Below are 26,688 nucleotides of genomic sequence, written 5' to 3'. Positions count from 1 at the left end.
GGGCCCGGGGACCCATTGCCCGTCCCCGCCGTCTCTCGCCTCCTCTGCCTCCCCGTCTCCCCCCCTCCTCCCCTTCCTCCCCGTCTCCCCTTCCTCCCCGTCTCTCCGTACGCTGGCGGCTCGGCGGGCGAGACGAGGGAGCCGCGATGGCACGCCGCTGGCGGGACGGCAGGGGGACGTTGAGCATCACGCCGAGCGGCGAGGGGGACGCGGCCGGGGACGGGGACGGGCCGCCGGCGCGGGCGGTCCCGCTGGAGATCGCCGCCTCCTACCGGGCGCGCACCCGGGGGCTGCTCGGGCGGGACTGCATCGCGGGGGCGATGCTGCTGACGCCCGCGGCGAGCGTGCACACGTTCCGGATGCGCTTCCCCATCGACGTGGCCTACCTCGACCGCCACGACCGCGTCCTGGCCGTACGGACCATGCCGCCCGGCCGGCTCGGCCTGCCCCGCCCCCGGGCGCGCCACGTCCTGGAGGCCGAGGCCGGCGCCATGGCGGCCTGGGGCCTGCGCCCCGGGACCACGGTGACGGTGACGGTCCACCAGGAGGGCGGAGAGGGCGAGGCGGGCCCGGACGGCGGGGACGGCGGGGACGGCCGCTGACCCCGAGACATCCCTGGGCCGCCCACCGGCCGCAGGGTAGGTTGGGACGGTTGGGCAAAGGGCGGGGTGTCGGGGAGCGGCCATGACGGAGAACATGCAGGTCAAGGCGCTTGAGCAGATCATGCCCGCGACGCACGGCGCCGACGAGGACATCGACTGGCCCGCCGTCGAAGCGGCCTGGGGCGGCCGCTTCCCCTCCGACTACGTGGCCTTCATGGGCCGCTACGGCGCCGGCACCATCAACGGCGAGGCCGACATCCTGCTGCCGCTGCCCAAGCCCGGCCTGCAGTGGGACCCGGCGCAGATGGGCGAGGAGACCCGGAACGCCCGCGCCGCCTGGGAGGCCGAGGGCGGCCGGGCCGCCTTCGACGTGGACCCCGAGTCGATCGTCGCCTGGGGCGTCACCGGGGCCGCCGACATCCTGTGCTGGCTCACCTCCGACCCCGACCCGGACCGCTGGCCGGTCCTGGTGTGCGGACGGCACACGGCCGACACGTTCGCCGTCCACCCGTACGGCATGGCCGAGTTCCTCACCCGGCTCTTCTCGGACGAGTTCGACGTGAGCCCGGTCAGCATCACCTTCTGGGACGGCGGGCCGCTCAGCTTCGTGCACTGGCGCAAGGCCCAGCGGCGCTGGCAGGAGGGCCGCAACCCCGAGACGGGCGAGCCCGACCCGTACGCCGGCGATTTCACCGACTGATCCCGGCCACCCCCGCCACCCCGCCGTCCCGGCCGCATCACCCGTTCCGCGACGCGAAACGGGCGTTTCGGCATGTCTACGCGCGTCTCCTTTACTGCGCGCATATCAGAAAACACCAGCCGGAAAATCCGCAGTTGGAGCAATGACCACAAGTACCGACCCAACGATTCAAACCCCCCTGCCACAGGAGAGAATTTCGGCCATCGGGCCATCTCGCGCCCGGGATTCAAAAAGCAACAACAGGGGAATTCACCCGTGCGACGAAGAATTTTCGGCGCGGCCGCCGGCGCGGCCGTGTTCGGCCTTCTCATCCCTCTTTCCGGCTGCGGAAGTTCCGCTGGTGACAGCGGAAGCGGCACCCTCAAGCTGGTGGCCGCCGAATACGGCGACTCCCAGGCCTTCTGGTCCAAGCTGACCGCCGATTTCTCGGCCCAGCACCCCGGCATCAAGATCGAAGTACAACTCCTGCCGTGGGCCGACATCGACCGCGAGGTCACCCGAATGGTCAAGGCGGGCCGGGCGCCCGACATGGCCCTGATGGGCGCCTACTCGGACTTCGCGGCGCAGGGCAAGCTCTATTCCGCCGACGAACTCCTCTCGGTCTCGGACGAGGCGAACTTCCTGCCGCCCCTCGCGGAGGCCGGATCCGTCGGCAACACCCTCTACGGCCTGCCCTTCGTGGCCAGCAGCCGGCTGCTGTTCCTCAACGACGCCCTCTTCGCCAAGGCGGGGATCAGCTCGCCGCCGAGGACCTGGGCCGATCTGAGGAACGCCGCCAAGGCGCTCAAGGACAAGGGCGTGAAGTTCCCGATCGCCGTGCCGCTGGGCCCGGAGGAGGCGCACGCGGAGGCGATGATCTGGGAGCTGAGCAACGGCGGCGGCTACGTCGACAGCAGCGGCAACTACAGCCTCGCCTCCGAGCAGAACGTCGAGACCTTCCGTTGGATCAAGGACAACCTGGTCGCCCCGGGGCTGACGGGGCCGGTCCCGCCCTCCCAGCTCAACCGTGCGGACGCCTTCGCGGCGTTCCTGCGCGGCGAGGTCGGCATGGTCAACGGCTACCCGTCGCTGCTGCACGAGGCCAAGGGCAAGGGCATCGGCGTCACCGCGGTGGAGATGCCGGTGTCCAACACGCTCGGCTCCTCCGACCGGCCGCCGATGGTCGGCGTGGCGGACTGGATGATGGCGTTCAAGCAGAACGGCAACCGCGACCGGATCGGCAGGTTCCTGGGCTTCCTCTACCAGGACAAGAACCTGTCGGACTTCGCGGGCCGCTACCACCTGCTGCCCTCGACGGTCTCCGCCGCCCGTACCCCGGCCGGCGGCGGCATCGACAAGACCGACCAGGCCTTCCTGACGGCACTGCGCGGCGCGCAGCTCTACCCGGTCAACGACCCCAGCTGGGTGACGGTCAGCGACACGATCAAGCGCAACATCGGGCGCGCCGTGGACCCTTCCGGCGATCCGAAGGCCATCCTGGACGACATCGCGGAGAAGTCCCGCGAGGCCGGCAAGAAGTCCTGACCCGGCCGGACGTCCAGACATCCGGCCCGGCGTCCGGGAACTCGTCCCCCTGCCGCATCCACCCCGTGCGGCACGACGGCTGTCACGGCACTCGATCCGAGCGCCGCAGCCCGGTCGCCCGCCCGCACCCACAAGGTGCCCGCGGGACACCGGGCCCTCTTCCTCACCGCTGCACGATCGGCAGGCAGCGCGCGGGCAGCTCCTAGCGCGGGTCCTGGCCGGTGGTGAAGGCCTTGCGGTACTGCTCGCAGTCGGCGTTCCAGGGCAGGGTGCCGCGCAGGGTGCCGTAGCCGGTGCGGGTGACCGACCAGTGCACCGTGTAGTCGCCGGTGTCGCAGGCGATGCGCCGGCCGCCCTCCAGGGTCGTGCGGCCGGTGGCCGGGCGGTCCTTCGTCTCGTCGCGGACCTCGGCGGCCGTGGTGCCGTCCGCCCGCTCGAGGACGGCGTACAGGGTGACGGGGTGCTTGCCGTCCTTGGTCCGGATGGCCTTCTTGACCACCAGCGAGTCCGAGAACGCCCACGCGAACTCGAACGTCGGCCGCCAGGCGAGCGTCTCGGCGTCGCCCGTCTCGGAGTTCCACTCCGGCGCCGCCGCGGGGCCGGGCCGGTCCTTCATCGCGTACGTGACCCCGGGGTGGAAGCGGAACTGCGCCTCGAGCTTGTGCTGGTCGTCCTGGGTCCACAGCGACTTCATCGTCTTCTCGCCGCCCGCCGGGTCCTGGATGTACGGCGACCCCTCGGCGGCCGCGGCCTCCACGAAGACGGGGGCGAGGGCCGCGGCGGCGGTGGCGAGGGCGAGGGCGGCGGTACGGGTGCGCTTCATGCCCGGACCAACGGGAGCCCGCGGCGGCCCGGAACGCCGGGGCCCGCCCCTTCACCCGTACGGGCCGGGAATGGCAGCGCGGGCGGGCCTGTTGTGCCCGGCGGAACGTAAACGATCTTCAGGGGGATGTCGTGGACAGGAACGTGTACGGAACGGTGGCGGCGGGCTGGGAGCCGGTACGGGAGGAGTTCGCGGCCTTCGTCGCCGACGAGCCGCACTCCCCCGAGGCCCAGCTGGCCGTCCACCACCAGGGCCGGCGCGTGGTCGACCTCTGGGCGGGCGAGGACACCGACGGCGACACCCTCAGCGGTGTCTACTCGATCACCAAGGGCGCGGCGCACCTGGTGGTGGCGCTGCTCGTGCAGGACGGCAGCCTGGAGCTGGACCGCCCGGTCTCGGCGTACTGGCCGGAGTTCACCGGCCACGGCAAGGAGCACCTCACCGTGCGGCAGCTGCTCGCGCACGGGTCGGGGCTGGTCAACGTGGACGGGGGCCTCTCCCTCGCCGAGCTGGCCGACGACGCGGGGGTGGCGGCCCGGCTGGCGGCCGCGAAGCCGTACTGGGAGCCGGGGACGGCGTACGGCTACCACGCCTTCACCATCGGCGCGCTGACCGGCGAGGTGGTGCGGCGGGTCACCGGCCGGTCGATCCAGGAGGTGTACGAGGAGCGGATCCGCGCGCCGTACGGGCTGGACCTGTACCTGGGGCTGCCGCAGGCGCTGGAGGGCCGCTGGAAGCCGGTGCTGGAGGCGCTGCCGACCCCGCGGGAGCTCGCCGCGTACGCCGCGGGGCCGGCCGCGCCGGAGCTGCTGCCCGTCGCGTTCAACGCGCGCGGCGGGGTCCCGATGGACATGCCGGCGTACGCCAACGACCCGGCCGTCCGGGCGCAGGGCCCGGCCTCGGCGGGCGGCGTCGGCAGCGCGCGCGGCATCGCGGCGATGTACGCCGCCGCGATCGGCGAGGTGGCGGGGCGGGCCCCGCTGCTCCGGCCGGAGACGGCGGCGGAGTTCGCGCGGCCGCACACGCCGGGCATGGACCTGATCACGGCGGAGCCGGACCACTTCGGGCTGGGCTTCGAGCGGCAGCCCGCGGCGGGGCCCCGGGCGTTCGGGCACTGCGGCGCGGCGGGCGCCCAGGCGTTCGCCGATCCGGACACGGCCGTCGCGTACGCGTACACGCGCCGCCGTTTCCGCTTCCCCGGCGGCACCGCTCCGGAGAACGCGCGGCTGACGGCGGCGGTGCTGGCGGTGGTGAAGGGGCTCGGTCAGGCCTGACCGGTCTCGAACCGGCTGATGCGGCCGCCGTCGGTGACGGTGAAGCGCCAGGCGGTGCGCATCTCGCCCCAGGCGTCGTTGCGGTAGTTGACGACCAGGCTGCGGCCGCCGTCGGACTCGGTCTGGACGTCCATGTGGCCGGCGGAGTCGAAGATCTCCTTGTCGATCCACTCCTGGAGGTCGCGGTCGGAGCCGTCGTCGGACATGGTCGCGTCGGGGGTGAGCAGGGCGAGGAAGCCGTCCTTGTCGTGCGCGTTGACGGCGGCGACGAGGGCGGCGACGGTGGGGTCGGACAGCTTGCTCGGGGTGATGGTCACGGGACCTCCTGGTCGGGCGTACGGGCGTACGGGCGTACGGGCTCGTACGCACGAGCTCGTACGCACGACCAGGGAACACCCGGCGGGCGTCCGGGCCGCCGATCCTCACCCGTTCGCCGCCCGGCGGCGTGTCCGGGTCACGGGGCGGTCCGGACGGGGAAGCCGGTGGGGCGCCCCTCGGCCTTGAGCCAGGCCAGCAGCCGGTCGAGGGCCTCGACGGTGTGCCGGCGGTCGCCGCCGCCGTCGTGCAGGAGGATGGTCGGGCCGTTGGAGATCTGGCCCTTGACGGTGTCGACTATGGCGCCGGGGCCGGTGGCCTTGAAGTCCTTGCTGTCGACGTTCCAGCCGAGCGGGCGCATCCCGTGGGCGGCGGCGATGCGCCGGCTGTCGGGGGTGAAGGCGCCGCCGGGCGCCCGGTAGTACTCCACCTTCGCCCCGCCGGCCACGTCCTCGATCATCTTCTTGGCCTCCAGGATCTGCTGCTCCTGGTAGTCCACGGGCTTCTTGTCCATGCGGGTGTCGTGGGAGACGGAGTGGTCGCACAGCCGGTGGCCGGCCGCGACGACCTTCTTGACGAGGTCGGGGTGGGCCCGGGCCTGCGGGCCGATCATGCAGAAGGTGGCCTTCACGTCGTACCGGGCGAGGACGTCGAGGACCTTCGGGGTCCAGGCGGGGTCCGGGCCGTCGTCGATGGTGATGTTCACGGCGTCGCCCCCGGCCTCGGAGGCGTGCGCGATGCTGTCGGGGACCTGCGGGCCGGACGGTCCGGAGCCGCCGGGCTGGGGCCCGCCCTTGCCGTCACCGCCTCCGGAGCCGTCGTCCTTCGGGCGGGTCAGGTTCTGCTGCGGGGCCTCGGTGCCGCCCGCGGTACCGGTGAGCGCCACCGCTCCCCACGTCGCGCCGGCCAGCGTGGCCGCGGCCGCCGCCGCGATGGCTATCCGGGCCCTGGTTCCCTGCAAGTCGTCACGCTTCATGAACGGTCCACTCCCCCATCCGCCTTGAGTGTCTGTGCATCAGGACGTCCCTCAACGGCCGTGGGTTCCGCGCCATTTGCCGTTAAAGATCTCTTAAGGGGATTTTGGTCCGTGAAGATGCCGATGTGCACCTCAGGGGAAACGGGACAGAACCCACGTAACTCTGCCCACGCGGGCTCGTGTTCATCCTCCCCGGTCGCGGCACCGTCCAGGCGACGCCCGTCCGGCCACCGGCGATCGCCGAGGCGAAGATCACATGCGGAAGGCCCCCGGCGGACGCGTGCGCGTCCGCCGGGGGCCTCGTGGCGTGCCGTCAGTGGGCGACCGGCTCCGGCCGGTTCGCCGCCACCGGGGTCCCGTCGTCCGGGCCGGCCTGCGCCGGGGCGGGGCCCGCACCCCGCAGCGGGACCTCCTTGACGAACCAGGCGGCCGCGAAGCCGAGCACCGCGACGGCCGCGCCGAGCAGGAAGGCCGCGTGCGTACCGGCGGCCACCGCGTGCTGGTACGCCTCCCGGATGGCGTCCGGGAGCTTGGCCAGGCTCGCCGCGTCCAGCTGGGCGCTGCCCCCGGCCGCCCCGGCGCCGGCCTCCCCGAGCCGCTCGGTCATGGTCTCCCGTACCCGGGAGGTGAACAGCGAGCCCATCAGGGCGACGCCGAAGGAGCCGCCGAGGGTCCGGAAGAGGGTGGCCGAGGAGGACGCCACACCCATGTCCTTCATCTCGACGCTGTTCTGGGCGACCAGCATCGTGATCTGCATCAGGAAGCCGAGCCCGGCGCCGAGGACCGCCATGTAGAGGCCGGAGACCAGGCGGGTGGTGCCGGTGTCCATGGTGGCCAGCAGGTAGAGGCCCACGACCATCAGGGCGCCGCCCGCGATGGGGAAGACCTTGTACTTGCCGCTGCTGGTGGTGACCCGGCCCGCGATCAGCGAGACGGCCATCATCGACAGCAGCATCGGCAGGAGCAGCAGGCCCGAGTTGGTGGCGGAGGCGCCCTGCACCGACTGCTGGAAGAGGGGCAGGTAGAGCACGCCGCCGAACATCGCGAAGCCGGTCAGGAAGCCGATCACCGACATGAGCGTGAAGTTGCGGCTGCGGAAGATGTGCAGCGGCAGGACCGGCTCGGCGGCGCGGGTCTCGGCGTACAGGAAGGCGGCGAGGGAGACGACGCCGACCGCGGTCAGGCCGAGGATCTCGGCCGAGCCCCAGGCGTACTCGTTGCCGCCCCAGGTGGTGACGAGGACGGTGGAGGTGATGGCGAGGGTCAGCAGCGCCGCGCCCAGGTAGTCGATCCGGCTCGTGCCGCGCTCCTTCTTCGGCAGGTGCAGGACGGCCGTGACCATGGCGAGCGCGACCGCGCCGAGGGGCAGGTTGATGTAGAAGGACCAGCGCCAGCCCAGGTGGTCGGTGATGGTGCCGCCGACCAGCGGGCCGCCGATCATCGCCAGCGCCATGACGCCGGCCATCATGCCCTGGTACTTGCCGCGCTCGCGGGGCGGGATCAGGTCGCCGATGATCGCCATGACGCCGACCATCAGACCGCCGGCTCCCAGGCCCTGCACCGCGCGGAAGCCGATGAGCTGGCCCATGTCCTGGGCCATGCCGCTGAGCGCGGAACCGATCAGGAAGATGACGATCGAGACGAGGAAGGAGCCCTTGCGCCCGTACATGTCGCCGACCTTGCCCCAGATGGGGGTGGAGGCGGCCGTGGCGAGGGTGTAGGCGGTGACCACCCAGGACAGGTGGTCCAGGCCGCCGAGCTCGCCGACGATCGTCGGCATGGCGGTGCCGATGATCATGTTGTCGAGCATGGCCAGCAGCATCGCGATCATGAGCGCCATCAGGACGACGCGTACGCTGCGCGGCTTCACCCCCTCCGCGAGGTCCGCCGTCTTCACCGTCTCGCCCATGTTCCACTCCCCGTGGCGCCCGCCACCTGCCGCTACCGCTACCGCTGTCGCTGCCGCACTGACACTTACTTGCCGCCCGGCTAGTTCATTACAATGGGGACGGTAGACCGGTAACTAGCCGGGCGTCAAGTAAGCAAATGGGGAGTGCCATGACCAGCAGCGGTCCGCAGCAGAGGCGCGGCGACACACGCCAGCGGATCCAGGACGTGGCGCTGGAGCTCTTCGCCGAGCAGGGGTACGAGAAGACCTCGCTGCGCGAGATCGCGGAGCGGCTGGGGGTCACGAAGGCGGCGCTGTACTACCACTTCAAGACCAAGGAAGAGATCCTGATCAGCATCTTCGACGATGTGACCCGGCCCATCGACGAGCTGATCACCTGGGCCGGCGGGCAGCCGCGCACCCTGGAGACCAAGCAGGAGGTGCTGCGGCGCTACAGCGAGGCGATGGCCGCCGGCGCCTCGCTGTACCGGTTCATGCAGGAGAACCAGGCGACGATGCGCGACCTCAGCATCGGCCGGACGGTCAAGGAGCGGCTGTTCGCCCTGGTCGAGCTGCTGCGTACCGAGGACGGCCCCAAGACCGACCAGGTCCGCTGCGTCAGCGCCCTGTTCACGCTGCACGCCGGGATGATGTTCCTCCAGCACGTGGAGGGCGATCCCGAGGAGACCCGGCTGGCCGCCCTCGAGGTCGCCACGGAGCTGATCACCCAGGCCCACCACCAGGAGTAGGCCGGAGCCGCCGGGATCACCGGCGGCGGCGCGTCTCCTTGGGCCGGTTCTCCTCGCTGGCCGGGTCGAGGATCGAGATGTCCGGCCGGTCCACGCCCTCGATCTTCCGGAAGCCGTCCCCGTCGCGGGTGTACCAGTCGATCTCGTGCCAGCCCCGGCCCGCGGGCGTGTCGAAGTCCGGGTCGTCGACGGTGCCCTCGTACTGCCGTACGGCGAGGGCGACCTGGCTCATCTCCCAGGCCGTTCCGTTGCCGGGCGTGGGCCAGTCCTTCTGCTTGCCCAGGCTGAAGTTGTTGCCGTGGGCGGCCGCCTGCTGGAACGCCTCCGCGATCCGTTCCGGCGTGTCCACCTTCATCGGCTTGCCGTCGGCACCGAACATGCCGTCCAGGATGATCGACAGCCGGGTGCCCTCACGGTCGCTGATGCCCGCCTTGACGTTGAGCATCCACCACGGCCCGCCCTGCAGGATGCCGTCGTAGGGCTTTCCGTTGTACGTGTGCGCCCCCGCGCCGTCCCCGCCCTGTTCGCGCAGCCACTTCGCCAGGTCGTCGGAGTGCTTGCCGTCGCTGTTCACGCCCAGCACCACGTGGTGCTTGGGCTTGTCGTCCCCCTTGTGCGGACAGCCCGACAGGCCCAGTGGGTCCACCCACGTCGTGGGGTCGTCCACGTACGTGAAGGCGTTCGGCGCCGGGACCAGGCCGAGCGGGTCCGGGGAGACGTAGCGGCCGGACTCGGGGTCGTAGTGCCGGTGGTGGTTGTAGTGCAGCCCGGACTCGGGGTCGAAGTACTGCCCCGGGAAGCGCAGCGGCGTGTACGCCGTGGCGTCGCGGTTCCAGGTGGTGGTGCCCCACAGCGTGGCCCGGGTCCGCCAGGCGATCTCGCCCCGCTCGTCGACGAGTTCGCGGGGCGTACCGACCAGGTCGGTGACGATCGCGAAGAACCGGCGGTCCACCTCGCCCTGGTCCAGCAGCCGCCGTTCGGTCTGGGCGACCGGCTTGAACCCGTCGTGGTCCCAGGTCAGGGCGATGGCCTCGGGCGAGCCGGGGGCGCCGGAGCGCTGCTCGCACAGCACGTCCCCGTCCCAGGTGAAGTCCACCTGCTCCACGACCGCTTCCGAGCCGTCGGGCGACAGCCGCTGCTTGGCGATCCGGCGGCCCAGCGGGTCGTAGCGGTAGCGCCAGCGGGTGCCGTCGGGGGTGGTGACCCCGACCAGCCGGTCCTCGGCGTCCCACGCGTACCGCCAGGTGTCGGGCCGGCGCGAGAGGCGGGTCTTCTGCCGCAGGACGACACGGCCCTGCGCGTCGTACTCGTAGCGGACCGATCCGGCCCGGCCGAGCCGGGTGCCGGTGTATTCACGGGGGCCGGTGGCGGCGTCCTCGCCCGGCCACAGGGCCTGCGTCTGGTTGCCGGCCTCGTCGTAGGCGTAGCGCTCGGTCCAGTTCGCGCCGCTCACGCCCGTGACACGGCCCTCGCGGCTGGTGTCGAAGGCCCGCGCGCCGGCCAGCCGGTCGCCGAGGGCGGCGAGCCTGCCGTCGGGGCGGTAGGTGTACGAGCGTTCCTGGACGGTCCGCTCCCCGGGGCCCCGGACGAGCTGGCCGGTCAGGCGGCCCAGGTCGTCGTAGGCGTGCTCGATGGTGAGCGCGTCGCCGATGCGGCGCCTGGTCTCGTGGCCCTCGGCGTCGAACTCGAAGGTGACGCGGTGCCCGGAGGCGTCGAGGTGGGCGGCCCGGCCGGTCGCGGGGTACTCCCAGGAGCTGACCGCGCCGGAGGGGGTGGTGCGGCGCACGCGCCGGCCCGTCACGTCGTACGCGAAGGCCGTGGCGCGGCCGTTCGTGGTCTCCCGCACGACCCGGCCGGACCCGTCGTACTCCCAGGTCAGTTCGGCGTCCGGGCCGGCGGCGTGGACCAGGCGGCCGGTGGTGTCGTGACGGAAGCGGGTGACCGCGCCCGCCGCGTCCCGGGTCACGACGCGGCCGGCGGCGTCGCGCTCGAAGCGGATCGTTTCGCCGAGGCCGTTGGTACGGGCGGTCAGCCGGCCCAGTGCGTCGTGCGCGTAGCCGAGGGTGCGGCCGTCGAAGTCCGTCTCGCCGGTGAGCCGGCCGGCCGCGTCGTACGTGTAGGTCCAGGTCAGGCCCTGCGGACCCACGACCTCGGTGAGGCGCAGCTCGCCGTCGTAGCCGAAGGTGTGGCGGGCGCCGCCGGGGGTGGTGCGGGCGGCGAGCAGGTCGAAGTGGGTGTACTCGTACCGGGTCCGGCCGCCGGCGGCGTCGGTGTGGACCAGGCAGTTGCCCTCGCCGTCGTACGTCCAGGACTGCTCGGAGCCGTCGGGGTCGATGCGGCGGGCGAGGTGGCCCTCCACCGTCCACTCCAGCTCGGTGGTGCGGCCCTGGCCGTCGGTGATGCGCACGGCCCGGCCGAACGCGTCGCGCTCGTAGTGGGTGACGCCGCCGCGCTGGTCGCGCACGGCGCGCGGCAGGCCCGCGGCGTCCACGCGCAGCAGGTCCTTGGGGCCGAGCTGGTCGCCGACGCCGGTGAGGTGGCCGGAGGCGTCGTGGGTGAGGCGGGTCGCGGTGCCGTCGGGCCGCAGGAACGCGGTGGGGTTGCCGCGCTCGTCGTACTCCTGGCGGTAGGTGGCGCCGTCGGGGCCGGTGACCGAGGTCATCTGGTGCAGCGCGTTGTACTCGACGACGGCGGTGGTGCCGTCCGGGTGGACGATGCGGACCAGGTTGCCGTGGGCGTCGTAGGTGTAGGTGGTGGTGCGGCCGAGCGCGTCGCTCCGGGCGACCAGGCGGTCGTAGGCGTCCCACTGGCTGTGGACGGTGTGCCCGAGCGGGTCGGTCTCGGCGACGATCTGCAGGTGCTCGTTGTAGTGGAAGACCTTGGTGGCGCCGGTGGCGTCGGTGTAGCGGTTGACGCGCGCGACGGGGTCGTAGGCGAAGGCGGCGGTGAGGAAGCCGTCCGGGCCGGTGGTGCGCACGACGCGGCCGGCGGTGTCGTAGGCGTAGTGGAACGTGGAGTCGTTGCGGTCGGTCCACGAGGTGATGCGGTCGGCGGCATCGTAGGTCAGGCGCAGCGCCCGGCCGGAGGAGTTGGTGATCGCGGCGAGGTTGCCGCGGCCGTCGTAGCCGTACGTCATGACGGTGACGGGGCCGTCCGGGCCGCGCACGGCGAGGGAGGCGATCCGCTCGTCGCGGGTGAGGGTCTGGACGGTGTAGCCGCCGCTGTGGGTGACGGCGGTGGGTGAGCCGTCGGAGGCGCGGGAGAAGGCGATCCGGTTCTCGTGGCGGTCCTCGATGGAGGTCAGCCAGTAGGCGGGGGACGCCTGGTAGGGGCTGCCGGTGAAGGCGCGGGTGAGGCCGGCCCGCACGTCGGTGACCGTGTACGTGGTCTGGTCCTCGTACGAGCCGCCGTGCGCGAGGGCCAGCCGCGGGCCCTCGACGGGCAGGACGGGTTCTCCGCCGGGCAGCGGCAGCCGCGGGTAGACCAGCACGGAGCCGTCCTCGCGCGCCCAGGTGGCGCCCCCGCCGACGGGGTCGAGCTCGATGCGCTCGTCGAGGGTGGAGGCCCAGCTGCGGCCGAACCAGCGGCCGTAGCGGTAGGCGGAGAGGTGGGTGCGGCGCAGGACCAGGGGCAGGGTGCCGGGGAGGGTGAGATCCGTGTGGGTCAGGATCATCTCGCCGGTGACGACGTCGACCGGGTCGCCCTCGCAGTGGGTGTCCTTCTCCGGGATGCTGTTGCGGCGGGTCTCGTCCTTGGCCTTGTTCAGGTCGTCGGGCTTCTTGTGGCCGCCGGGACCGTTCGGCTTCCCGCCGGGACGGCCGCTGCCGCCCGAACCGCCCCCGCCCTTGCCCTCCTTGGCGTCCTTCGCCTTGGCGCGGGCCAGGCGGGCGGCGAGGTCGTCGTCGTTGTTCTTGTGGTCGGTGGAGATCTGCTTGACGGCCTTGGGCAGGGTCTTGCCGACGTGGTCGCCGACCTGCTTCGTGGCCTTCATCAGGGCGGCGACGGCCTTGTCGGCGACCGGGTCGATGGCCTGCGCGATCGAATCACGGCCCCGGGTACGGCCGTGCGCGGTCTTGGCCTTGGTCAGCTTGGAGGTGGTCCTGCCGTGGATGTTGGTGCTGACCCCGGACAGCTTGCCGTGGGCTCGGTCGTGCTCGTCGTGGTCGATGAACAGGTCCGAGAGCCCGCTCCCGCCACCGCCACCGCCGCTGCCGCCGGCGGAGGCCAGGTTGAGGGACTCCTTGCCGGACTGGACACCGTCGTTGAAGCCGTCCTTGCCCGCCTGCTTGGTCTGGTCGACGTCGACCCCGTCCTGGAGGCCGATCGCCACCGCGCCGAGCTGGACGACGAGGTCGGCGGCCATCCCCTCCAGGGCGGCGACGGCCGGCTCCGTCATGGCCGCGACGATGAGTGCGACGGCCTCCTCGGCCGCCTCCGTGAGCAGCTTCAGGAGCTGCTTCTTCGTGAAGGCGATGGCGCCCGCGCCGAGCAGCGCGGACAGCCCGCCCGTCACCGGGATCAGCGCCATGGCCAGCCCCGTCTGGGCCGCGAGCAGGCCCAGTTCGGCCACGGCCTTGACCTTCATGGCCTCGATCGCCCCGGCCGCCATGTCCAGGGCACCCGCGATCGTCCGCGCCGCGGACACGATGTCCTTGAGGTGCTTGCCCTTGACGGTGTTCCAGTGCTCGCCGAGGGCCTTGATGGATTCGCCCTCGCCGGAGGACAGCAGCCGCGCGAAGTGGTTGTTGGCGAGCTGCCCGTCGTCCGCGAGGTCCTCGGCGAACTCCCGCAGGGCGTCCGCCATGTCGCGGTAGGCGTCCTCGTCGACGTTGGGCCAGTTCACCCCGACCAGATCCAGCAGAGTGTCAGCCCAGTCCGGAACCGTTATCGCCATGCCTCTGAAACCCCCGTGAGCACCGCGTCCAAAACGCCATTGGATCACATGGCTCAAAAGGTCGACCGGGACAGACCGTCACGCGGACCGTTACGCGGACCGCTACGCGGACGTGCGGGGGGATGGCGTACGCCCCGTCAGTCCCGCCCGAGGCGCCGCTCGTCGGGACGGATCGGGACGTCGTTGATGCTGGCCTCGCGGCGGCGCATCAGCCCGTCGTCGGCGAACTCCCACTGCTCGTTGCCGTGGCTGCGCCACCACTGGCCGTCGGCGTCGTGCCACTCGTACTCGAAGCGGACGGAGATCCGGTTGCCGGTGTACGACCACAGCTCCTTGCGCAGCCGGTAGTCCAGCTCCCGGTCCCACTTGTCGGCGAGGAACGCGCGGATCTCGGCGCGGCCGGTGAGGAAACGGTCGCGATTGCGCCAGACGGAATCCTCGGTGTAGGCGAGGGCGACCCGCTCGGGGTCGCGGCTGTTCCAGGCGTCCTCGGCGGCCTGGACCTTGATGCGGGCGGTCTCTTCGGTGAAGGGGGGCACGGGCGGGCGTACGGCATCGGTCACGGGAGACCTCCGGGGAGAAGGGGGCGAGAACGCTCGTTCTCCATCACCTTAGAGAACGATCGTTCTCACGGCAAGGGCATCTCGGTTACGCTGCCTGCATGGACGACGAAGAGGCCCGTACCCGGCTGCTGGACACGGCGGAGGAGCTGTTCTACGCCGAGGGCATCCAGGCCGTCGGCATGGACCGCATCCGCGCCGGGTCGGGGGTGCCCCTCAAGCGGCTGTACCGCCTCTTCCCGGCGAAGGACACGCTGGTCACGGCGTACCTGGAGCGGCGCGACCGGCGCTGGCTCGGCTCCCTGCGGGAGGCGGTGACCGGGGCGGAGCGGCCGGTCCTCGCGGTCTTCGACTGGCTGGCGGACTGGTTCGCGGAGCCGGACTTCCGGGGCTGCGCGTTCCTCAACGCGTACGGCGAACTGGGCGCCGGCGGCCCGGAGCCGGTCCTGGGCGTCGTCCACCGCCACAAGGCGGAGCTGCACGCCCTGCTGGCCGGCCTGCCCGGCTCCTCGCCGGCCCTGGCGGACGACCTGCTGATCCTGGTCGAGGGCGCGACGACGGTGGCCGCCCTCACCCCCGGACCGGCGCCGGCCCTGCGGGCCCGGGAGATGGCGGCGCGCCTGCTGTCCCCTACGGGTTGACGGTGCGCGGGAAGGTGATCTCCACGCGGCGGTTCTTCTTGCGGCCCTCTTCGGTGGTGTTGTCGGCGATCGGGTAGTCCTCGCTGTAGCCGCGGATGTCGAAGATCACGCCCGGGTCGGTGACGGTCTTGGCGAGCTCGGCCTGCACGGAGTCGGCCCGCTTCTTGGACAGCTCCTTGCCGTGCTCGTAACTGCCCTGGTCGTCGGTGAACCCGAACACCCGGACGCGGGTGGCCTTCTGCTGGTTGATCTCCTGGCCGATGGCCTGGATCCGGGCGGTGGCCTGGGCGTTGAGGATGGAACTGTCCTCAGGGAACAGCACCTCGGCCTGGAGCGCCATCATGACGCTCTGATTGGTCTCCTGCCGGCGCTGCTCGCCGCCGAGGTCCTCGACGACCTCGGCGATGTCGAGCACCTTGGGCGGTGCGAGGGTGCCGCCCTGGGGGATCTTGAGGCCGGGCGAATTGGAGTCGATGGGCACGGGAGCGGATGCGGAGGGCTCGGTGCCGGGGGGCGCGGTCGGCTTCTCATCGGCGTTTGCGCTGGCCGCACCGACGAGGTGCGCCCCGGCGAAGACGAGCGCGGACGCCGCTATCACGGCGGCCGCGCGGTGGCGTTGGTGTTGGGTCCGTGTGGTCATGGGGTCACCCGGAGATTTTGATGGTGGCCGTGGCGAAGGTGGGGAGGCTGAACTCGACGTCGGTGGTGGTGGCGGGGGGTGCGGGGAACTGGGCGAAGAAGGGGACTGTTTTGCCACCCTCGATCGTGGCGAGACCTGTGGTGCACAGACACCGGCCATCCGTGTCACGCAGCACGTAGTAGCGCTTCTTGCCGGGCTTGTCGACCAAGGTGACGCCTGCGACCGAGGTGCCGCTGTCCTTGAGTTCGTTGCCACGCCACGGCGTGGTCTTCACATAGGTCTCACTGCCTGTGTTCTTCAACTGACCGTTGATGGTGAGAAATCCACCTGCATCGCGCTGAGCCGAGTTGATCGTGAGCACCATGCCGCTCTCACCATTCACCGTGGCGAGAACTTCAAGAGGTGCGGCGCTCTGGCCCCCGTTGGGAACGGGCTGCTGTGCACCCTGAGAGGCAGCGGAGCTCTTCTGCTGTTCCTTCGGCTTCGCCCCGTCACTGTCGCCGCCGCACCCGGCCAGCGAGAGGGTCAGCACGGTCGCCATCACTGCGACCGCTCCCCCGCGGACCTTCACCGTGTGCCGAATGCTCATGTACGCCGCTTCCTTGTCTCTCGTTCGCTGTCAGTCGACCAGTCGCACGCTGAAGAGCGCCCTGGCCAACGTGCTCCATGGTTTGGGTTTCAGGGGATCGAAGATGATGTCGTCGCCTTCCCTGCATACGATCTTCACGGGCCCAGGCTGCTGGGGAGTCTCACCTGGCGATGCCGATGGCGAGGGCGTCGGTGAGGGCGAACTTCCCGACACGGGACCAAGTCGGCAGAGCGGCACGATCTCGGCGGTGGCATTGGCCGTTCCGTGCATAGCACCTGTGCCGGGAACCACGGAGTCACCCACCGTGCGGTTCGTCTCCACCTCGACCGCGAAGCGAAGCGGACCCGGCTTGCAGGAGGAGGCCACAGCTTCGTTCCTCGCCGCGAATTCCTCCGCCGTCCTGCAGGCCCCCCTGGCGTCGAAGAGCCTTCCGTCAAGGACCCCCTTCCACTCCTCCGGCTTGAGCACGACCAGATCCAGGCCGGGAGCCAGGTTGTCTCTGGCTTCGCGAGCCGCCGCCAAGGCAGCTGCGTCTGCTGCACCTTGTGCGGTGCTACGCGTAACCGAGGCCTGACCAATCACAAAGAAAGCGAACGCGGCGAAGAGGAGTCCCGCGACCACCACGACGTAGATCGGGAAGGCCTGTCCCCGGTCCCCATAGCGTCGGCCAACGGTCACGACCCTGCTTTGATGTTGGTGACTGCCGTCTTGATCTTGTCCGTGATGGCTTCGCCGATACCCGTACCCACGATCGCCCCGATGATCACCACGACCACCAGGATGATCCCCAGGTATTCGAACGCGGTCTGGCCGCGATCCCCGCGACCCCGCCCTGCGTACCGCTTCCTCATCCTGGCCAGCGTGTTGTGTGACATGGGGGTTCCCTCCCGGGCCGGGGCCGGTTCCGATTTGCGGACGGTATGGCGGGCGGGTCCAAGGGTCCAAGGGTCCGTGGGCCCAATTGCGGACCCACTCCCCGCGGCGGCTACGCATGGCCCGGTGTCCCTCGGTGGGCGGTTCCCAGCCAGCGGGCTATCGCTTCGCTGCGCGCCGTCGCGTGGAGCTTCGCGAAGATGCGGTTGATGTGGTTCTTCACCGTCTTCTCGCTGATGAAGCACACGGCCGCGATCTGCTGGTTGCTCATCCCGGATGCGATGAGATCCATGATCTCCACCTCACGTGAACTCAACCCGAACGACGCTCGATTGGCGGGCTCGCCCTGGGATTGTGACACATAGCGTTGCGGCTGCGAAGAGTGCGTGCGGAGTTCGGCCAGGAGCGTGCTCGCTGCCGTCGTCGTGAAGTTCGCCCGTCCCTCCCGCACGTCGCGCACCGCCGCGATCAGCTGGTCCGGCGTGAATTCGCCATGGACCAGGTAGCCGCCCGCGCCCAGCCGCAGCGACTCGCGGACCACCTCCGGTTCGCGGCTGTACGTCAGCATCAGGACCGGCGCCAGCTGGGTCAGGTGGGGCAGGGCCGAGATGCCGTCGACGCCCGGCATGCGGACGTCGAGGAGGACCACGTCCGGGCGGTGCAGGCGGGCCAGGCGGAGGGCCTCGCGGCCGTCCGCCGCCACCGCCGTGACCACCAGGCCGGGGTGCGCCGACAGCAACGCCGCCAGGCCCGCCCGGACCACCGGGTTGTCGTCCGCGATCAGCACGCGCAGCGGTAGCAACGTCATGCCGTACCGCCCGCCGCCTGCGTCGCCAGCGCCGCCAGTGGGATGTCCACCCGGACCTCCGTGCCGACGCCGTCCGGGCCCGCCCCGAGGGTCAGCCGGCCGCCGGCGGCCTCGGCGCGCTCCCGCATGCCCAGGATGCCGAAGCGGCCGTCCCCGTCCGGCGCGAGCGCCACCGCGCCCAGGCCCCGGCCGTCGTCGCGGACCAGGAGCGTCAGGTGGTCGCCGTCTGCCGTCGCCGACACCGCCACCCGGCTCGCCCCCGCGTGGCGGCGGGTGTTCTCCAGGGCCTCCCCGACCACGCACGACAGCTCGCGGGCCACCGCCCCCGGGACCGGCGGCAGGCCCGCGTCCACCTCGACCTCCACCGCGAGGCCCGGGCCCGCTTCCGACGCGAAGGCCCCCGCCCTGCACCGGAGTTCGCCCGCCAGCGACACCACCGGCGCGTCCAGGTCCGCCCGCAGGTCGGCCAGGAGGTCGCGGGACTCCGCCGCGGCCCGCCGCGCGGCGCCCGCGATCAGGCGGGCCTGCGCGCGCAGCTCGCGCGGATCCGCCGTACCGCCCGCCGCCAGCGCCTCTGCGGCCAGCGCGACCCCGTGCAGGGTCTTGGAGACCGAGTCGTGCATCTCCCGCGCCAGCCGCGCCCGTTCCGCCGCGACCGCCTCCGCCACCGCCAGCCGGGCCCGGGTCTCGGTCAGCGCCCGGCCGGCCGTACCGAAGCGGAAGAGCAGCCCCCGCAGGCAGGCGCCGGCCGCGCCCGCGATCACGCACAGGCCGGGCAGGACCATCGCGCCGGTGACCGTGACCGGCGACGCGGCGTCCAGCGCGTACACGCCGGCCACCAGCACCGCCTGCGCCGCCGCGTACAGCGCCGAGCCGCGCCAGCCGTACACCAGCCCGGCCAGCAGCGGCGTGCACCCGCACACCAGCCCCAGCGGGGACTCCGGCGTCGCCGTGACCAGCAGCAGCGCGCTGAACCCCATGTCCACGGCCAGCGCCCAGCGGTGCCGCAGCAGCCGCGGCCCCCACCGTTCCCAGTCGCGGAACAGCACGTAGCTGAACATGAACGTCAGCAGGATCGCGGCGGACACCAGCCACAGCGGTCCGCCCGGCGCCGTACGGCCCAGCGCCACCGGGGCGCCCAGCGCGAGCATCGCCAGCCGGAAGCCGAACACCTGGCGGCACAGGGCCTGGAGGGCGTTCGCCTGGAGGGTCAGGGACTGGAGGGTCAGGGACGGGTCTCCCGGTCCCTGCGCCGGGTGGCGCAGGCGTCGCAGCGGCGCGGGGGCCGCCCGCACGGTGGCCGTCGTCATCGTCCTCACCCGCCCCCGAGGATCGCGCCGAAGTCGACGTTCGCGCCGTAGACGAACCCGCAGACCAGCAGGATCAGCGTGCCCGGCAGCATGAACATGGTCACCGCGAACGTCGCCTTCGGCACCGCCCGGGCCGCCCGCCGCCGCGCGTTCTGGGCGTCGGTACGGCGCATGTCCTCGGCGATGGCGATCAGCGTCTCCACGATCGGCGAGCCCAGCTCCTCGCCCTGCTGGAGGGCGGTGACGAACTGGGCGACCTGCTCGCTGTCGTTGCGGCGGCGCAGGTCGTCGAAGGCCTGGCGGCGGCTGACGCCCATGTCCATCTGCTGGAGGGTGATGCGGATCTCGTCCGCCCACGGCCCCTCGTACTTGCCCGCGACCCGCTCCAGCGCCTGCCGGAAGCCGAGCCCGGCGCTGACGACCACGGCGAGGACGTCGAGGAAGTCGGGCAGGGTGCGCTCGATGTGGTCGCGGCGGACCCGGATCGCCGACCAGAGGCCGACCTCGATCCAGAACAGCCCGAACGCCACCATCAGCAGCGCCGGCACCAGCTGCCCGTTGATCAGCATGGCGAACGCGCCGAGCGCGCCGAGCGCGCCGTAGACGGCGCGCCGGGCCGCGTACCGGTCGATGGTCAGACCGGCCGGGTTGCCGGCCATGTCGATCTGGCGGCGCTTGGCCGCGACCCGCTTGGACCCCATCAGGCGCAGGACGAGCGGCGCCCAGCGGATGCCCATGCGGTCGACGACCGAGCCGACGGCCGTGGTGCGGGTGGCGCCGACCTCCAGGGCGAGCGCCAGATCGGTGGGGAGTTCGGTGTCCGCGCGGTAGAGGCGGATGCCGTGGAAGACGCCGAACACGCACACCGCGACGGCGAGGGCGAGCAGGACGGCGATCGTGTCCGGGGTCAGGGTCATGTCCGGCGGCCTCTCAGACGTCGATCTTCGACAGGCGGCGGATGAGGACGAAGCCGAGCGTGAACAGGCCGAGCGCGATCAGGACGGCGGTCTGGCCGACGAAGGCACCGGTCATCCGGTCCAGCGCGCCCGGCATCATCGCGTCCACCAGCAGCAGCGAGCCCAGTCCGATGGCGGGGACGAGGTACGCCGTCACCGTCACCTGGGAGAGCTGCGTGCGGATCTCGCGCCGGGTCTCCTTGCGCTGCTCCAGGGTGACCGTGAGGTTGCGCAGGCTGCCGACGATCGCGCCGCCCGCCCGTGCGGACAGCACGAGGGTGGAGACGAGCACGACGAGTTCGCGCGAGGGCAGCCGCTCGGCGAGCTCGCCCAGCGCCTCCTCGATGGAGTGGCCGACCGCCAGCCGGTCGGCGACCCGCGACAGCTCCTCGCCCGCCGGTGCCTCCAGCTCCTCGGCGGCCATCCCGATGGCCGTACGCAGGGCCAGGCCGGCCTGGGTGGCGTTGGCCAGGATCCGGGCGAGCTCGGGGAGCTGGTTGATGAACCGCTCGGTGCGGCGCACGCGCTGCCAGGTCAGGAAGGCATTGGCGGCCCACAGACCGATGAGCCCGGCCACCGGGCCGAAGAACGGGGCCAGGAAGGAGGCCGCGAGCAGCCAGACGCCGGCGATGCCCGCGAGCATGTAGACGAAGAACTCGCCGGGCGTGAGGTCCAGGCCGGTCGTGGCCAGCTTCCGTTCGATGAACCGGCCCGCGCGGGTCCGGCGCAGCCGCCGGTCGACGGCGTGGAAGCGGCGCCGGCGCCCGGCGGGCGCGGGGGCGCCGGACGCGGAGAGGCGCTCGATGAGGGCGGCGCGCTGGGCGCGGCCGGCGGCGTACGCGTGGGTGCCGGCGACGACGAGCAGGCAGGCGAGCAGGGTGGCGCCGAGGGTGAGGAGCACGAGGGGGTTCACAGGATCGTCCCCCTGTGCGTTCCGGTCGCCGTGGTGCGGGTCGTGAGCTGGTCGTCGGACAGGGCGACCCCGAAGGCCGGGGGGACCGGCTGGTTGTACATGTAGAGGCGGTCGGCGATCCGGCGCGGCACCGGGTAGTGGTCGAAGGAGCCGTGGACGCGGCCGTCGGGTCCCATGGGGCTGGCCACGAAGCGGCAGACGGTGGTGATCCGGAACGGTTCGCGGCCGTGCGAGTCGAGGATGGAGATCTCGGTGACGCGGCGGGAGCCGTCGCCGAAGCGGGTCAGCTGGACGACGACGTTGACGGCGGAGTTGATCTGGTCCTGGAGGGCCTCGAAGGGGACCTCGACCTCCGACATGGACGCCAGGGTCTGCAGGCGCATCAGCGCGTCCTCGGCGCTGTTGGCGTGCACGGTGGCCAGGGAACCGTCGTGGCCGGTGGACATGGCCTGGAGCATGTCGAGCGTCTCGCCGCCGCGGACCTCGCCGACGATGATGCGGTCGGGGCGCATGCGCAGGGAGTTGCGGACGAGGTCGCGGATGGTGATGCGGCCCTTGCCCTCGACGTTGGCGGGGCGGGACTCCAGGCGGATGACGTGGGCCTGCTGGAGCTGGAGTTCGGCCGAGTCCTCGATGGTGATGATGCGTTCGCCCTCCGGGATGAGGCCGGAGAGGGCGTTGAGGAGGGTGGTCTTGCCGGTGCCGGTGGCGCCGGAGACGATCACGTTCATCTTCGCCTGGACCAGGCCCGACAGCAGGAGCAGCATCTGCTCGTCGAGGGAGCCGAGGGCGATCATCTCGTGGAGGGTGAAGGCGCGCGGGAACCGGCGGATGGTGAGGGTGGCGCCGGTCAGCGACAGCGGCGGGATGATCACGTTGACGCGCTCGCCGCTGGGGAGGCGGGCGTCGACCATCGGATTGGCCTCGTCCACGCGGCGGTTGACGGTGGAGACGATGCGCTCGATGGTCTGCATCAGCTGGTCGTGGGAGGCGAAGCGGAGGGGGAGCTGCTCGACGCGGCCGCCGCGTTCGACGTAGATGTGGTCAGGGCCGTTGACCATGATCTCGGAGATCGAGGCGTCCTCGAGGAGTGGTTCGAGCACGCCGAGGCCGAGTGCCTCGTCGACGACGCGGCGGATGAGCTGGCCGCGTTCGGTGGTGGACAGGACCGGACCCTCGCGGCTGATGATGTGCCCGAGTACGCGCTCCAGCCGGGCGCGGCGCTCGGCGGGCGCGAGCGCGGACATCTCGGCGAGGTCGATCTCCTCCAGCAGCTTGGCGCGGTAGGACGATACGAGGCGGCCGTCCTCGCGGGGGCTGTGGCGGTCGTCGGGCGTGCCGACCCGGGAACGCAGGCTCACGGGCGGGCCTCCTTGGGGTCGTCGTTGGGCATCACGGCGGTACGGGTGGCCACGTGGCCGTCGAGGCCGGGCAGGACCGAGGGCACCCGGACGGTGACGGTGGCCGTGATGGCGTCCCCGCCGGGCGGCACGTCCACGGTGGCGTCGTCGGCGAGCCAGTCGCTGAGGGCCGCCTTGCCGGCCTCGACCCCGCCCTCGCCGTCGCGGGCCTGGACGCGGGCGGCGGTGCGGGCGGCGGTGCCGGCCTGTTCCTCGGCGTAGGCGACGACCCCGAGCTGGATGCCGGCGAGGGCGACGAAGAGGAGGATCGGGACGAAGGCGATGTATTCGATGGCGACCTGGCCTCGGTCGCGTGGGCCGGTCGGGGTGCGGTGGGGGGCCCTGCGGGCGGCTCCTTCCCCACCCCGCCCCTTCCCGTATCCGGGGCTCCGCCCCGGACCTCCCCCAGCTACCGCTGGGGGTACCCCCAGCGCCTCAAACGCCGGCGGGGCTGGGGTGGATGCCGACGGAGCCGGGGCGGGTGCTGGCACGGCAGAGGCGGGTGCCGACGGGTCTGAGGTGGGGCGCGGCGGCGTCGGTCGGGCGGCCATCAGTTGGTCTCCCGTTCCATCGGGGATCCGGCCGTGCCCGTGATCGTGAGGTCCAGGTCGAGCATGCCCGGGTAGATGATCGGCAGCGTCAGGTCCACCGTGGCCTTGTAGACCCCGTTCGCCACCGGGCCGCAGAGCGCCTTGGGGTTCCACGAGTCGCCGACGTGTTCCACGGCGGCCGCCTGGCACGCACCGTCGCCCTTGACCGCGCCCGCCCTCGCCGCCTCGTCCGCCGCGTTGCCCGCCAGCGAGAACGCGTAGCCGATCAGGACGCCCTCCCACACCGCCGCGACCAGCAGCAGGATCAGCGGGACCGTGCCCACGAACTCCACCGCCACCTGGCCGCGGTCCCCGCCCGCCGCCCGGCGTCCGGGGCGGATCACCGGGGGTCCTTGCGGCGGCGCAGGCCCAGGGTGGTGCGGGCGGTGCGGTCGGCGCCGCGCCGGCGGGCCACCGGGCCCGGGACGCGCAGGGCCAGGGTGGTGCCCGGGGTGCTGCCGGACGTGCCGGGGGCCGCGGTGTCGGGGGTGGCCAGCAGGCCCAGTTCGCCCGCCAGCGTCCACAGGGCCTGCTTGACGGCGGAACGGTTGTCGAGGTCCTGGACGCGGCCCGCGTCGACGACCGCCTGGAGTTCCTTGAACGCCGCCGGGACCGGGGTCCGCGCCACCCGCGCCTTGGTGATCTTCTCGATCAGCGCGGGCTGGATCTCGGTGTGCTTGGACCAGCGGTTGACGACCATCGCGGTGTCCTCGGCCTTGCGCACCTGGAGCCGCTCCCACATCCGCACCATCCGCTTGGCCGCCCGGACCGCCACCACGTCCGGCGTGGTGACCAGCACCGCGACGTCGGCCATCTCCACCGCCGAGGCGTTCGCGCCCGTCAGCTGCGTGCCGCAGTCGATGACGACCAGCTCGTAGCGGCTGCGCAGCGCCGTCACGATGGTCCGTGCCGCCCGGTCGTCGACCTCCTCGCCGCGCTCGCCCTCCGCCGGCGCCAGCAGCAGCGCGATCCCCGTCCCGTGCTCGAAGACGGCGTCGCCCAGCACCCGCGGGGAGATGTCCTGGATGCCGGCGAGGTCCGCGATCGAGCGGCGGAACTGCACGTCCAGGTACGAGCCCACGTCGCCCGCCTGGAGGTCCATGTCGACCAGGGCCGTGCGCCGCCCCGACGCGGCCGCCGCCAGCGCGAACTGGACGGCCGTGAGGGTGGTGCCGACCCCGCCCTTGGCTCCGGTCACCGTGACCACGCTGCCGCCGGGCCCGGTGAAGACCTCCGCGCCCCGCCCCAGGTGCCGCCGTACGCCCACCGACCACTGGGCCGCGGCCTGGACGCGGGCGGCGAGTTCCTCGTACGACAGGGGCAGCCCGATGACGCCGCGCGCGCCGGAGTCCATGGCGGCCGCGAACAGTCCGGGCCCGGCGTCGGAGGTGACGAGGACGACGCCCACCGCCGGGAAGCGCAGGGCGACCTCGCGGATCAGGTCGAGCGCGGGGACCGGCCCGATGCGCTCGTGGACCAGGACCACCTCGGGCAGCTCGTCGAGGGATTCGGCGGCCAGCCGGCCCAGGGTGTCCAGCAGGGTGGTGGAGTCGGGGACGGGGGCGGCCGGTTCGGCGTCGGGCAGCTGGCCGATCAGGGTCACCAGGGAGCGGGCGGCGTCCGCCTCGCCGGCCGCCGGGAGGATTCGGGTCGTCATCCGGGCCTCACTTGTCCCCGTCGAGGGTGTACGTGCGCTCGTTCGGGGCGGGCTGCCGGCCCTCGCCGCCCGGTGCCACCAGGGCCAGCCGGACGTGTTCGGCGAAGGACTCGGCGTACGCCACGCGCTGGGTGTCCTTGGTGTCGAGGGCGAACGTGATCGGCACGGCCTCGTCCGGGCCCTTGCGGTCGCCGCTGGTCTTCTCCACGGGAGTGAGCTGGCCGACGCCGATCACCCGGGCGTTGGCCACGATGATCACCGACCGGTCGGGGTCGGTCTCCTTGGCGCCCTGGAAGGTGGCGATGATGTTGACCCGGGCACCGGGGGTGATCTTTCCGGCGACGCCCGTGGCCGCGTCGATCATGATGGCCATCTCCTGCTCGCCGGGCTGGAGCGTGGGCCGGTCCACGAGCATGTCGCTCTGGAGCAGGCTGCCCTTCTTCAGCGGCACGAGCGTGGTCTTCTCGCGCAGGGCCGCCAGGTCGGTGACGGCGTTCGGCGGCAGCCACCGCTGGGGGATCCTGACCTCGTCGAAGTCGGCCGCCTTCAGCGGGGCGTACGGCGCTATGCCGTTCTTGACCTCGTACGCCACCACTTCCCGCCCGACCTTCGCGTTGACGTCGCCGATGACCGACAGGACGCCGGCGAACGCCGCCAGGGCGCACAGGACCGACAGGAGCAGCAGGATGACGCCGCGGCGCTGGCGTGAGTTCATGGGCCGTACTACCTCGTCGTTCGGGGGTCGGGCGGTGCGGTCTGTCCGTCGGGGTCAGAGGTCGGGGGCGAGATGAAGGGTCAGGGTCGGAGGCCAGGGTCGGAGGCCAGGGTCAGGAAGCGGCGGCCGCGGGCGCCGGTGCGCCCGGGGCCGCCGGTGACTGCCGCGCCGCGCAGAAGCCGCAGCGGTCGCCGATGAGTTCGAGCCCGCACCAGCGGCACCGTTCCCGGCGGACGGAGGCGACGAGCTGGTAGAGGACCGTCAGGTCCGGGATGGCGGCGGCGAACTCGACGAGTCTGCCGGTGGCCCACCAGGAGGCGGAGTCGTCCGGCAGCGGGTTCTCCAGGACGCCCTGGACCTGCCAGGCGCCGGCCAGTTCGGCGGTGACCCAGTCGGAGGTGAGCTGGCCGCGCGCGAAGGTGAGGTGGGTGGCGAAGCCGGGTCCGGGCGGCAGCTGGGCCGCCGGGGTGCCCAGCTTGGCGAGGTGCGGCGTCGGATGGGCCAGTACGGCGAACAGCGCGCCCGGTGACCAGGACCGGGCGTGGGCGCGCAGGCCCACGGGCACCCGGTCGAGCTTGGCGACCGAGCCCAGCAGGGCGCCGGCGTAGACGTAGTGGGAGAGCAGCCGGGCGGCGGAGGCGATGACGCCGGGGCTGAAGTCGCAGACGGTGAGCTGGCGTAACTGACGTACCAGCAGGGCGGTGCCCAACGGGGGCAGATCGGTCTCCAGGAGGGCGATCCGGTCGCTCTCCAGGAGGGACCGTACGGTGTGCAGCCGGCGCGCGGTGGCGGGCGGCAGCCAGCTGGGGACGACGGTGACCACGTGCCCGTACCGCTCCAGCAGGGTGGCGGTCTCGGCGAGCGAGCCCGCCAGGTCGGTCCGGTCGGGGCCGGTGAGCACGGCGGCGGCCGGCGTGTGCCGGTCGGGGGCGGGCAGCACCAGATCGGCGCTGGTGACAGCGATGGCGGTCGGCACGCGAATTCCCCCGTTCACCCCTTGCGCCACGGACGTTTCGCGTCGCCGCCACGTACACGCACCCGCTGCGCGACCGCGAACGATCGACGCTCTCCCCTCCTGCCCCAGCACCATATCCACGTCATCGCCGGTCGGGCAGGGCCTTGTCGATTCCTGTGGGTGCCCATGCGATCACAGGGTGCGGAGAACCCGCGGGAAATGCGGACAACGCAGACAACGCAGATCCGGAGATCAGTCATTTCCAGCCACTTTGCGAAGACTCTTGACAGACGGATTGGTCTGGACCAACTTGGGCGCGGGGTCCCCCACTTCACT

General features: G+C 72.2%; 26 protein-coding genes. 6 read left to right on the top strand and 20 right to left on the bottom strand.

Translation table 11 applies throughout. The features are described 5' to 3' along the window. Window positions 1-146: 146 nt before the first annotated feature. The 3 genes from ACIPXB_RS26985 to ACIPXB_RS26975 all read left to right on the top strand — a co-directional run bounded on the left by ACIPXB_RS26985 (window position 147) and on the right by ACIPXB_RS26975 (window position 2,826). Window positions 147-602 (top strand): DUF192 domain-containing protein, encoded by a 456-nt coding sequence (locus tag ACIPXB_RS26985; RefSeq protein ID WP_401453977.1) that lies wholly within the window; start codon window positions 147-149, stop codon window positions 600-602. Window positions 603-684: 82 nt separating this feature from the next. Next, window positions 685-1,302: an SMI1/KNR4 family protein gene (locus ACIPXB_RS26980; RefSeq protein ID WP_401453976.1), complete on the top strand. Its 618-nt coding sequence runs from the start codon at window positions 685-687 to the stop codon at window positions 1,300-1,302. 255 nt (window positions 1,303-1,557) lie between these two features. Further along, window positions 1,558-2,826 (top strand): extracellular solute-binding protein, encoded by a 1,269-nt coding sequence (locus ACIPXB_RS26975; RefSeq protein ID WP_401453975.1) that lies wholly within the window; start codon window positions 1,558-1,560, stop codon window positions 2,824-2,826. Window positions 2,827-3,028: 202 nt separating this feature from the next. On the opposite strand, the gene ACIPXB_RS26970 is transcribed toward ACIPXB_RS26975, so the two are convergent. Next, a complete protein-coding gene (locus tag ACIPXB_RS26970) occupies window positions 3,029-3,649 on the bottom strand; it encodes a hypothetical protein (protein WP_401453974.1) in 621 nt (206 codons plus the stop codon). A 131-nt stretch (window positions 3,650-3,780) separates the two neighbouring features. Between ACIPXB_RS26970 and ACIPXB_RS26965 the strand changes: the two genes are divergently transcribed. Further along, window positions 3,781-4,923 carry a serine hydrolase domain-containing protein gene (locus ACIPXB_RS26965; protein ID WP_401453973.1) on the top strand — a complete coding sequence of 381 codons (1,143 nt, stop codon included), beginning with the start codon at window positions 3,781-3,783 and terminating at the stop codon, window positions 4,921-4,923. Here ACIPXB_RS26965 and ACIPXB_RS26960 read toward each other — a convergent pair. The 3 genes from ACIPXB_RS26960 to ACIPXB_RS26950 form a co-directional block, all read right to left on the bottom strand. Further along, on the bottom strand, window positions 4,914-5,240 hold the full coding sequence (locus tag ACIPXB_RS26960) for a nuclear transport factor 2 family protein (protein ID WP_401453972.1): 327 nt from the start codon (window positions 5,238-5,240) through the stop codon (window positions 4,914-4,916). The genes ACIPXB_RS26965 and ACIPXB_RS26960 overlap by 10 nt on opposite strands. A 137-nt stretch (window positions 5,241-5,377) precedes the next feature. Next, complete coding sequence (locus tag ACIPXB_RS26955; RefSeq protein WP_401453971.1) at window positions 5,378-6,214, bottom strand: polysaccharide deacetylase family protein; 837 nt, start codon at window positions 6,212-6,214, stop codon at window positions 5,378-5,380. 313 nt (window positions 6,215-6,527) lie between these two features. Further along, window positions 6,528-8,123 carry an MDR family MFS transporter gene (locus tag ACIPXB_RS26950; protein WP_401453970.1) on the bottom strand — a complete coding sequence of 532 codons (1,596 nt, stop codon included), beginning with the start codon at window positions 8,121-8,123 and terminating at the stop codon, window positions 6,528-6,530. Between the two features lie 149 nt (window positions 8,124-8,272). Between ACIPXB_RS26950 and ACIPXB_RS26945 the strand changes: the two genes are divergently transcribed. Continuing rightward, entirely contained in the window at window positions 8,273-8,851 is a 579-nt protein-coding gene (locus ACIPXB_RS26945) for a TetR/AcrR family transcriptional regulator (protein ID WP_401453969.1), read from the top strand. A 16-nt stretch (window positions 8,852-8,867) separates the two neighbouring features. Here ACIPXB_RS26945 and ACIPXB_RS26940 read toward each other — a convergent pair whose 3' ends face one another. Both ACIPXB_RS26940 and ACIPXB_RS26935 read right to left on the bottom strand, forming a co-directional pair. Then, window positions 8,868-13,745, bottom strand: coding sequence for a DUF6531 domain-containing protein (locus ACIPXB_RS26940; protein ID WP_401453968.1), 4,878 nt, complete (start codon window positions 13,743-13,745; stop codon window positions 8,868-8,870). 137 nt (window positions 13,746-13,882) lie between these two features. After that, the gene (locus tag ACIPXB_RS26935) at window positions 13,883-14,308 is read right to left on the bottom strand and encodes a nuclear transport factor 2 family protein (RefSeq protein ID WP_401453967.1); all 426 of its coding nucleotides are present in this window, start codon (window positions 14,306-14,308) and stop codon (window positions 13,883-13,885) included. Between the two features lie 98 nt (window positions 14,309-14,406). Between ACIPXB_RS26935 and ACIPXB_RS26930 the strand changes: the two genes are divergently transcribed. Beyond that, window positions 14,407-14,946, top strand: a complete 540-nt coding sequence (locus tag ACIPXB_RS26930) for a TetR/AcrR family transcriptional regulator (RefSeq protein ID WP_401453966.1) — start codon at window positions 14,407-14,409, stop codon at window positions 14,944-14,946. Here ACIPXB_RS26930 and ACIPXB_RS26925 read toward each other — a convergent pair. The 14 genes from ACIPXB_RS26925 to ACIPXB_RS26860 all read right to left on the bottom strand — a co-directional run bounded on the left by ACIPXB_RS26925 (window position 14,936) and on the right by ACIPXB_RS26860 (window position 26,373). Then, a complete protein-coding gene (locus ACIPXB_RS26925) occupies window positions 14,936-15,586 on the bottom strand; it encodes an OmpA family protein (protein ID WP_401453965.1) in 651 nt (216 codons plus the stop codon). The two genes, ACIPXB_RS26930 and ACIPXB_RS26925, sit on opposite strands and share 11 nt — an antisense overlap. 4 nt (window positions 15,587-15,590) lie before the next feature. Continuing rightward, window positions 15,591-16,175 (bottom strand): hypothetical protein, encoded by a 585-nt coding sequence (locus tag ACIPXB_RS26920; protein WP_401453964.1) that lies wholly within the window; start codon window positions 16,173-16,175, stop codon window positions 15,591-15,593. Between the two features lie 30 nt (window positions 16,176-16,205). Next, complete coding sequence (locus ACIPXB_RS26915; protein WP_401453963.1) at window positions 16,206-16,853, bottom strand: pilus assembly protein TadG-related protein; 648 nt, start codon at window positions 16,851-16,853, stop codon at window positions 16,206-16,208. After that, window positions 16,850-17,050 carry a hypothetical protein gene (locus ACIPXB_RS26910; RefSeq protein WP_401453962.1) on the bottom strand — a complete coding sequence of 67 codons (201 nt, stop codon included), beginning with the start codon at window positions 17,048-17,050 and terminating at the stop codon, window positions 16,850-16,852. Before ACIPXB_RS26910 ends, ACIPXB_RS26915 begins: the two co-directional genes overlap by 4 nt. A 110-nt stretch (window positions 17,051-17,160) precedes the next feature. Continuing rightward, window positions 17,161-17,856 carry a response regulator gene (locus ACIPXB_RS26905; protein WP_401453961.1) on the bottom strand — a complete coding sequence of 232 codons (696 nt, stop codon included), beginning with the start codon at window positions 17,854-17,856 and terminating at the stop codon, window positions 17,161-17,163. Then, complete coding sequence (locus ACIPXB_RS26900; protein ID WP_401453960.1) at window positions 17,853-19,166, bottom strand: sensor histidine kinase; 1,314 nt, start codon at window positions 19,164-19,166, stop codon at window positions 17,853-17,855. Before ACIPXB_RS26900 ends, ACIPXB_RS26905 begins: the two co-directional genes overlap by 4 nt. A gap of 5 nt (window positions 19,167-19,171) precedes the next feature. Continuing rightward, window positions 19,172-20,062 (bottom strand): DUF5936 domain-containing protein, encoded by an 891-nt coding sequence (locus ACIPXB_RS26895; protein ID WP_401454005.1) that lies wholly within the window; start codon window positions 20,060-20,062, stop codon window positions 19,172-19,174. A 34-nt stretch (window positions 20,063-20,096) separates the two neighbouring features. Further along, window positions 20,097-21,035, bottom strand: a complete 939-nt coding sequence (locus ACIPXB_RS26890; protein ID WP_401453959.1) for a type II secretion system F family protein — start codon at window positions 21,033-21,035, stop codon at window positions 20,097-20,099. Continuing rightward, a complete protein-coding gene (locus ACIPXB_RS26885; RefSeq protein ID WP_401453958.1) occupies window positions 21,032-22,396 on the bottom strand; it encodes a CpaF family protein in 1,365 nt (454 codons plus the stop codon). The genes ACIPXB_RS26890 and ACIPXB_RS26885 overlap by 4 nt, the downstream gene beginning before the upstream one ends. Then, the gene (locus ACIPXB_RS26880; protein ID WP_401453957.1) at window positions 22,393-22,926 is read right to left on the bottom strand and encodes a TadE/TadG family type IV pilus assembly protein; all 534 of its coding nucleotides are present in this window, start codon (window positions 22,924-22,926) and stop codon (window positions 22,393-22,395) included. The genes ACIPXB_RS26885 and ACIPXB_RS26880 overlap by 4 nt, the downstream gene beginning before the upstream one ends. A gap of 59 nt (window positions 22,927-22,985) precedes the next feature. Continuing rightward, entirely contained in the window at window positions 22,986-23,369 is a 384-nt protein-coding gene (locus ACIPXB_RS26875) for a TadE/TadG family type IV pilus assembly protein (protein WP_401453956.1), read from the bottom strand. Next, window positions 23,366-24,682 carry a CpaE family protein gene (locus tag ACIPXB_RS26870; protein WP_401453955.1) on the bottom strand — a complete coding sequence of 439 codons (1,317 nt, stop codon included), beginning with the start codon at window positions 24,680-24,682 and terminating at the stop codon, window positions 23,366-23,368. Before ACIPXB_RS26870 ends, ACIPXB_RS26875 begins: the two co-directional genes overlap by 4 nt. A gap of 7 nt (window positions 24,683-24,689) precedes the next feature. Further along, on the bottom strand, window positions 24,690-25,397 hold the full coding sequence (gene cpaB / locus ACIPXB_RS26865; RefSeq protein ID WP_401453954.1) for a Flp pilus assembly protein CpaB: 708 nt from the start codon (window positions 25,395-25,397) through the stop codon (window positions 24,690-24,692). 112 nt (window positions 25,398-25,509) lie between these two features. Further along, on the bottom strand, window positions 25,510-26,373 hold the full coding sequence (locus ACIPXB_RS26860; protein ID WP_401453953.1) for a hypothetical protein: 864 nt from the start codon (window positions 26,371-26,373) through the stop codon (window positions 25,510-25,512). Between the last annotated feature and the right edge of the window lie 315 nt (window positions 26,374-26,688).

Origin of the sequence: Streptomyces sp. NPDC090022 (assembly GCF_044748145.1) — a bacterium.
In the GTDB taxonomy this organism is placed as follows: domain Bacteria; phylum Actinomycetota; class Actinomycetes; order Streptomycetales; family Streptomycetaceae; genus Streptomyces.
This window is presented reverse-complemented; position numbering and strand designations above follow the sequence as displayed.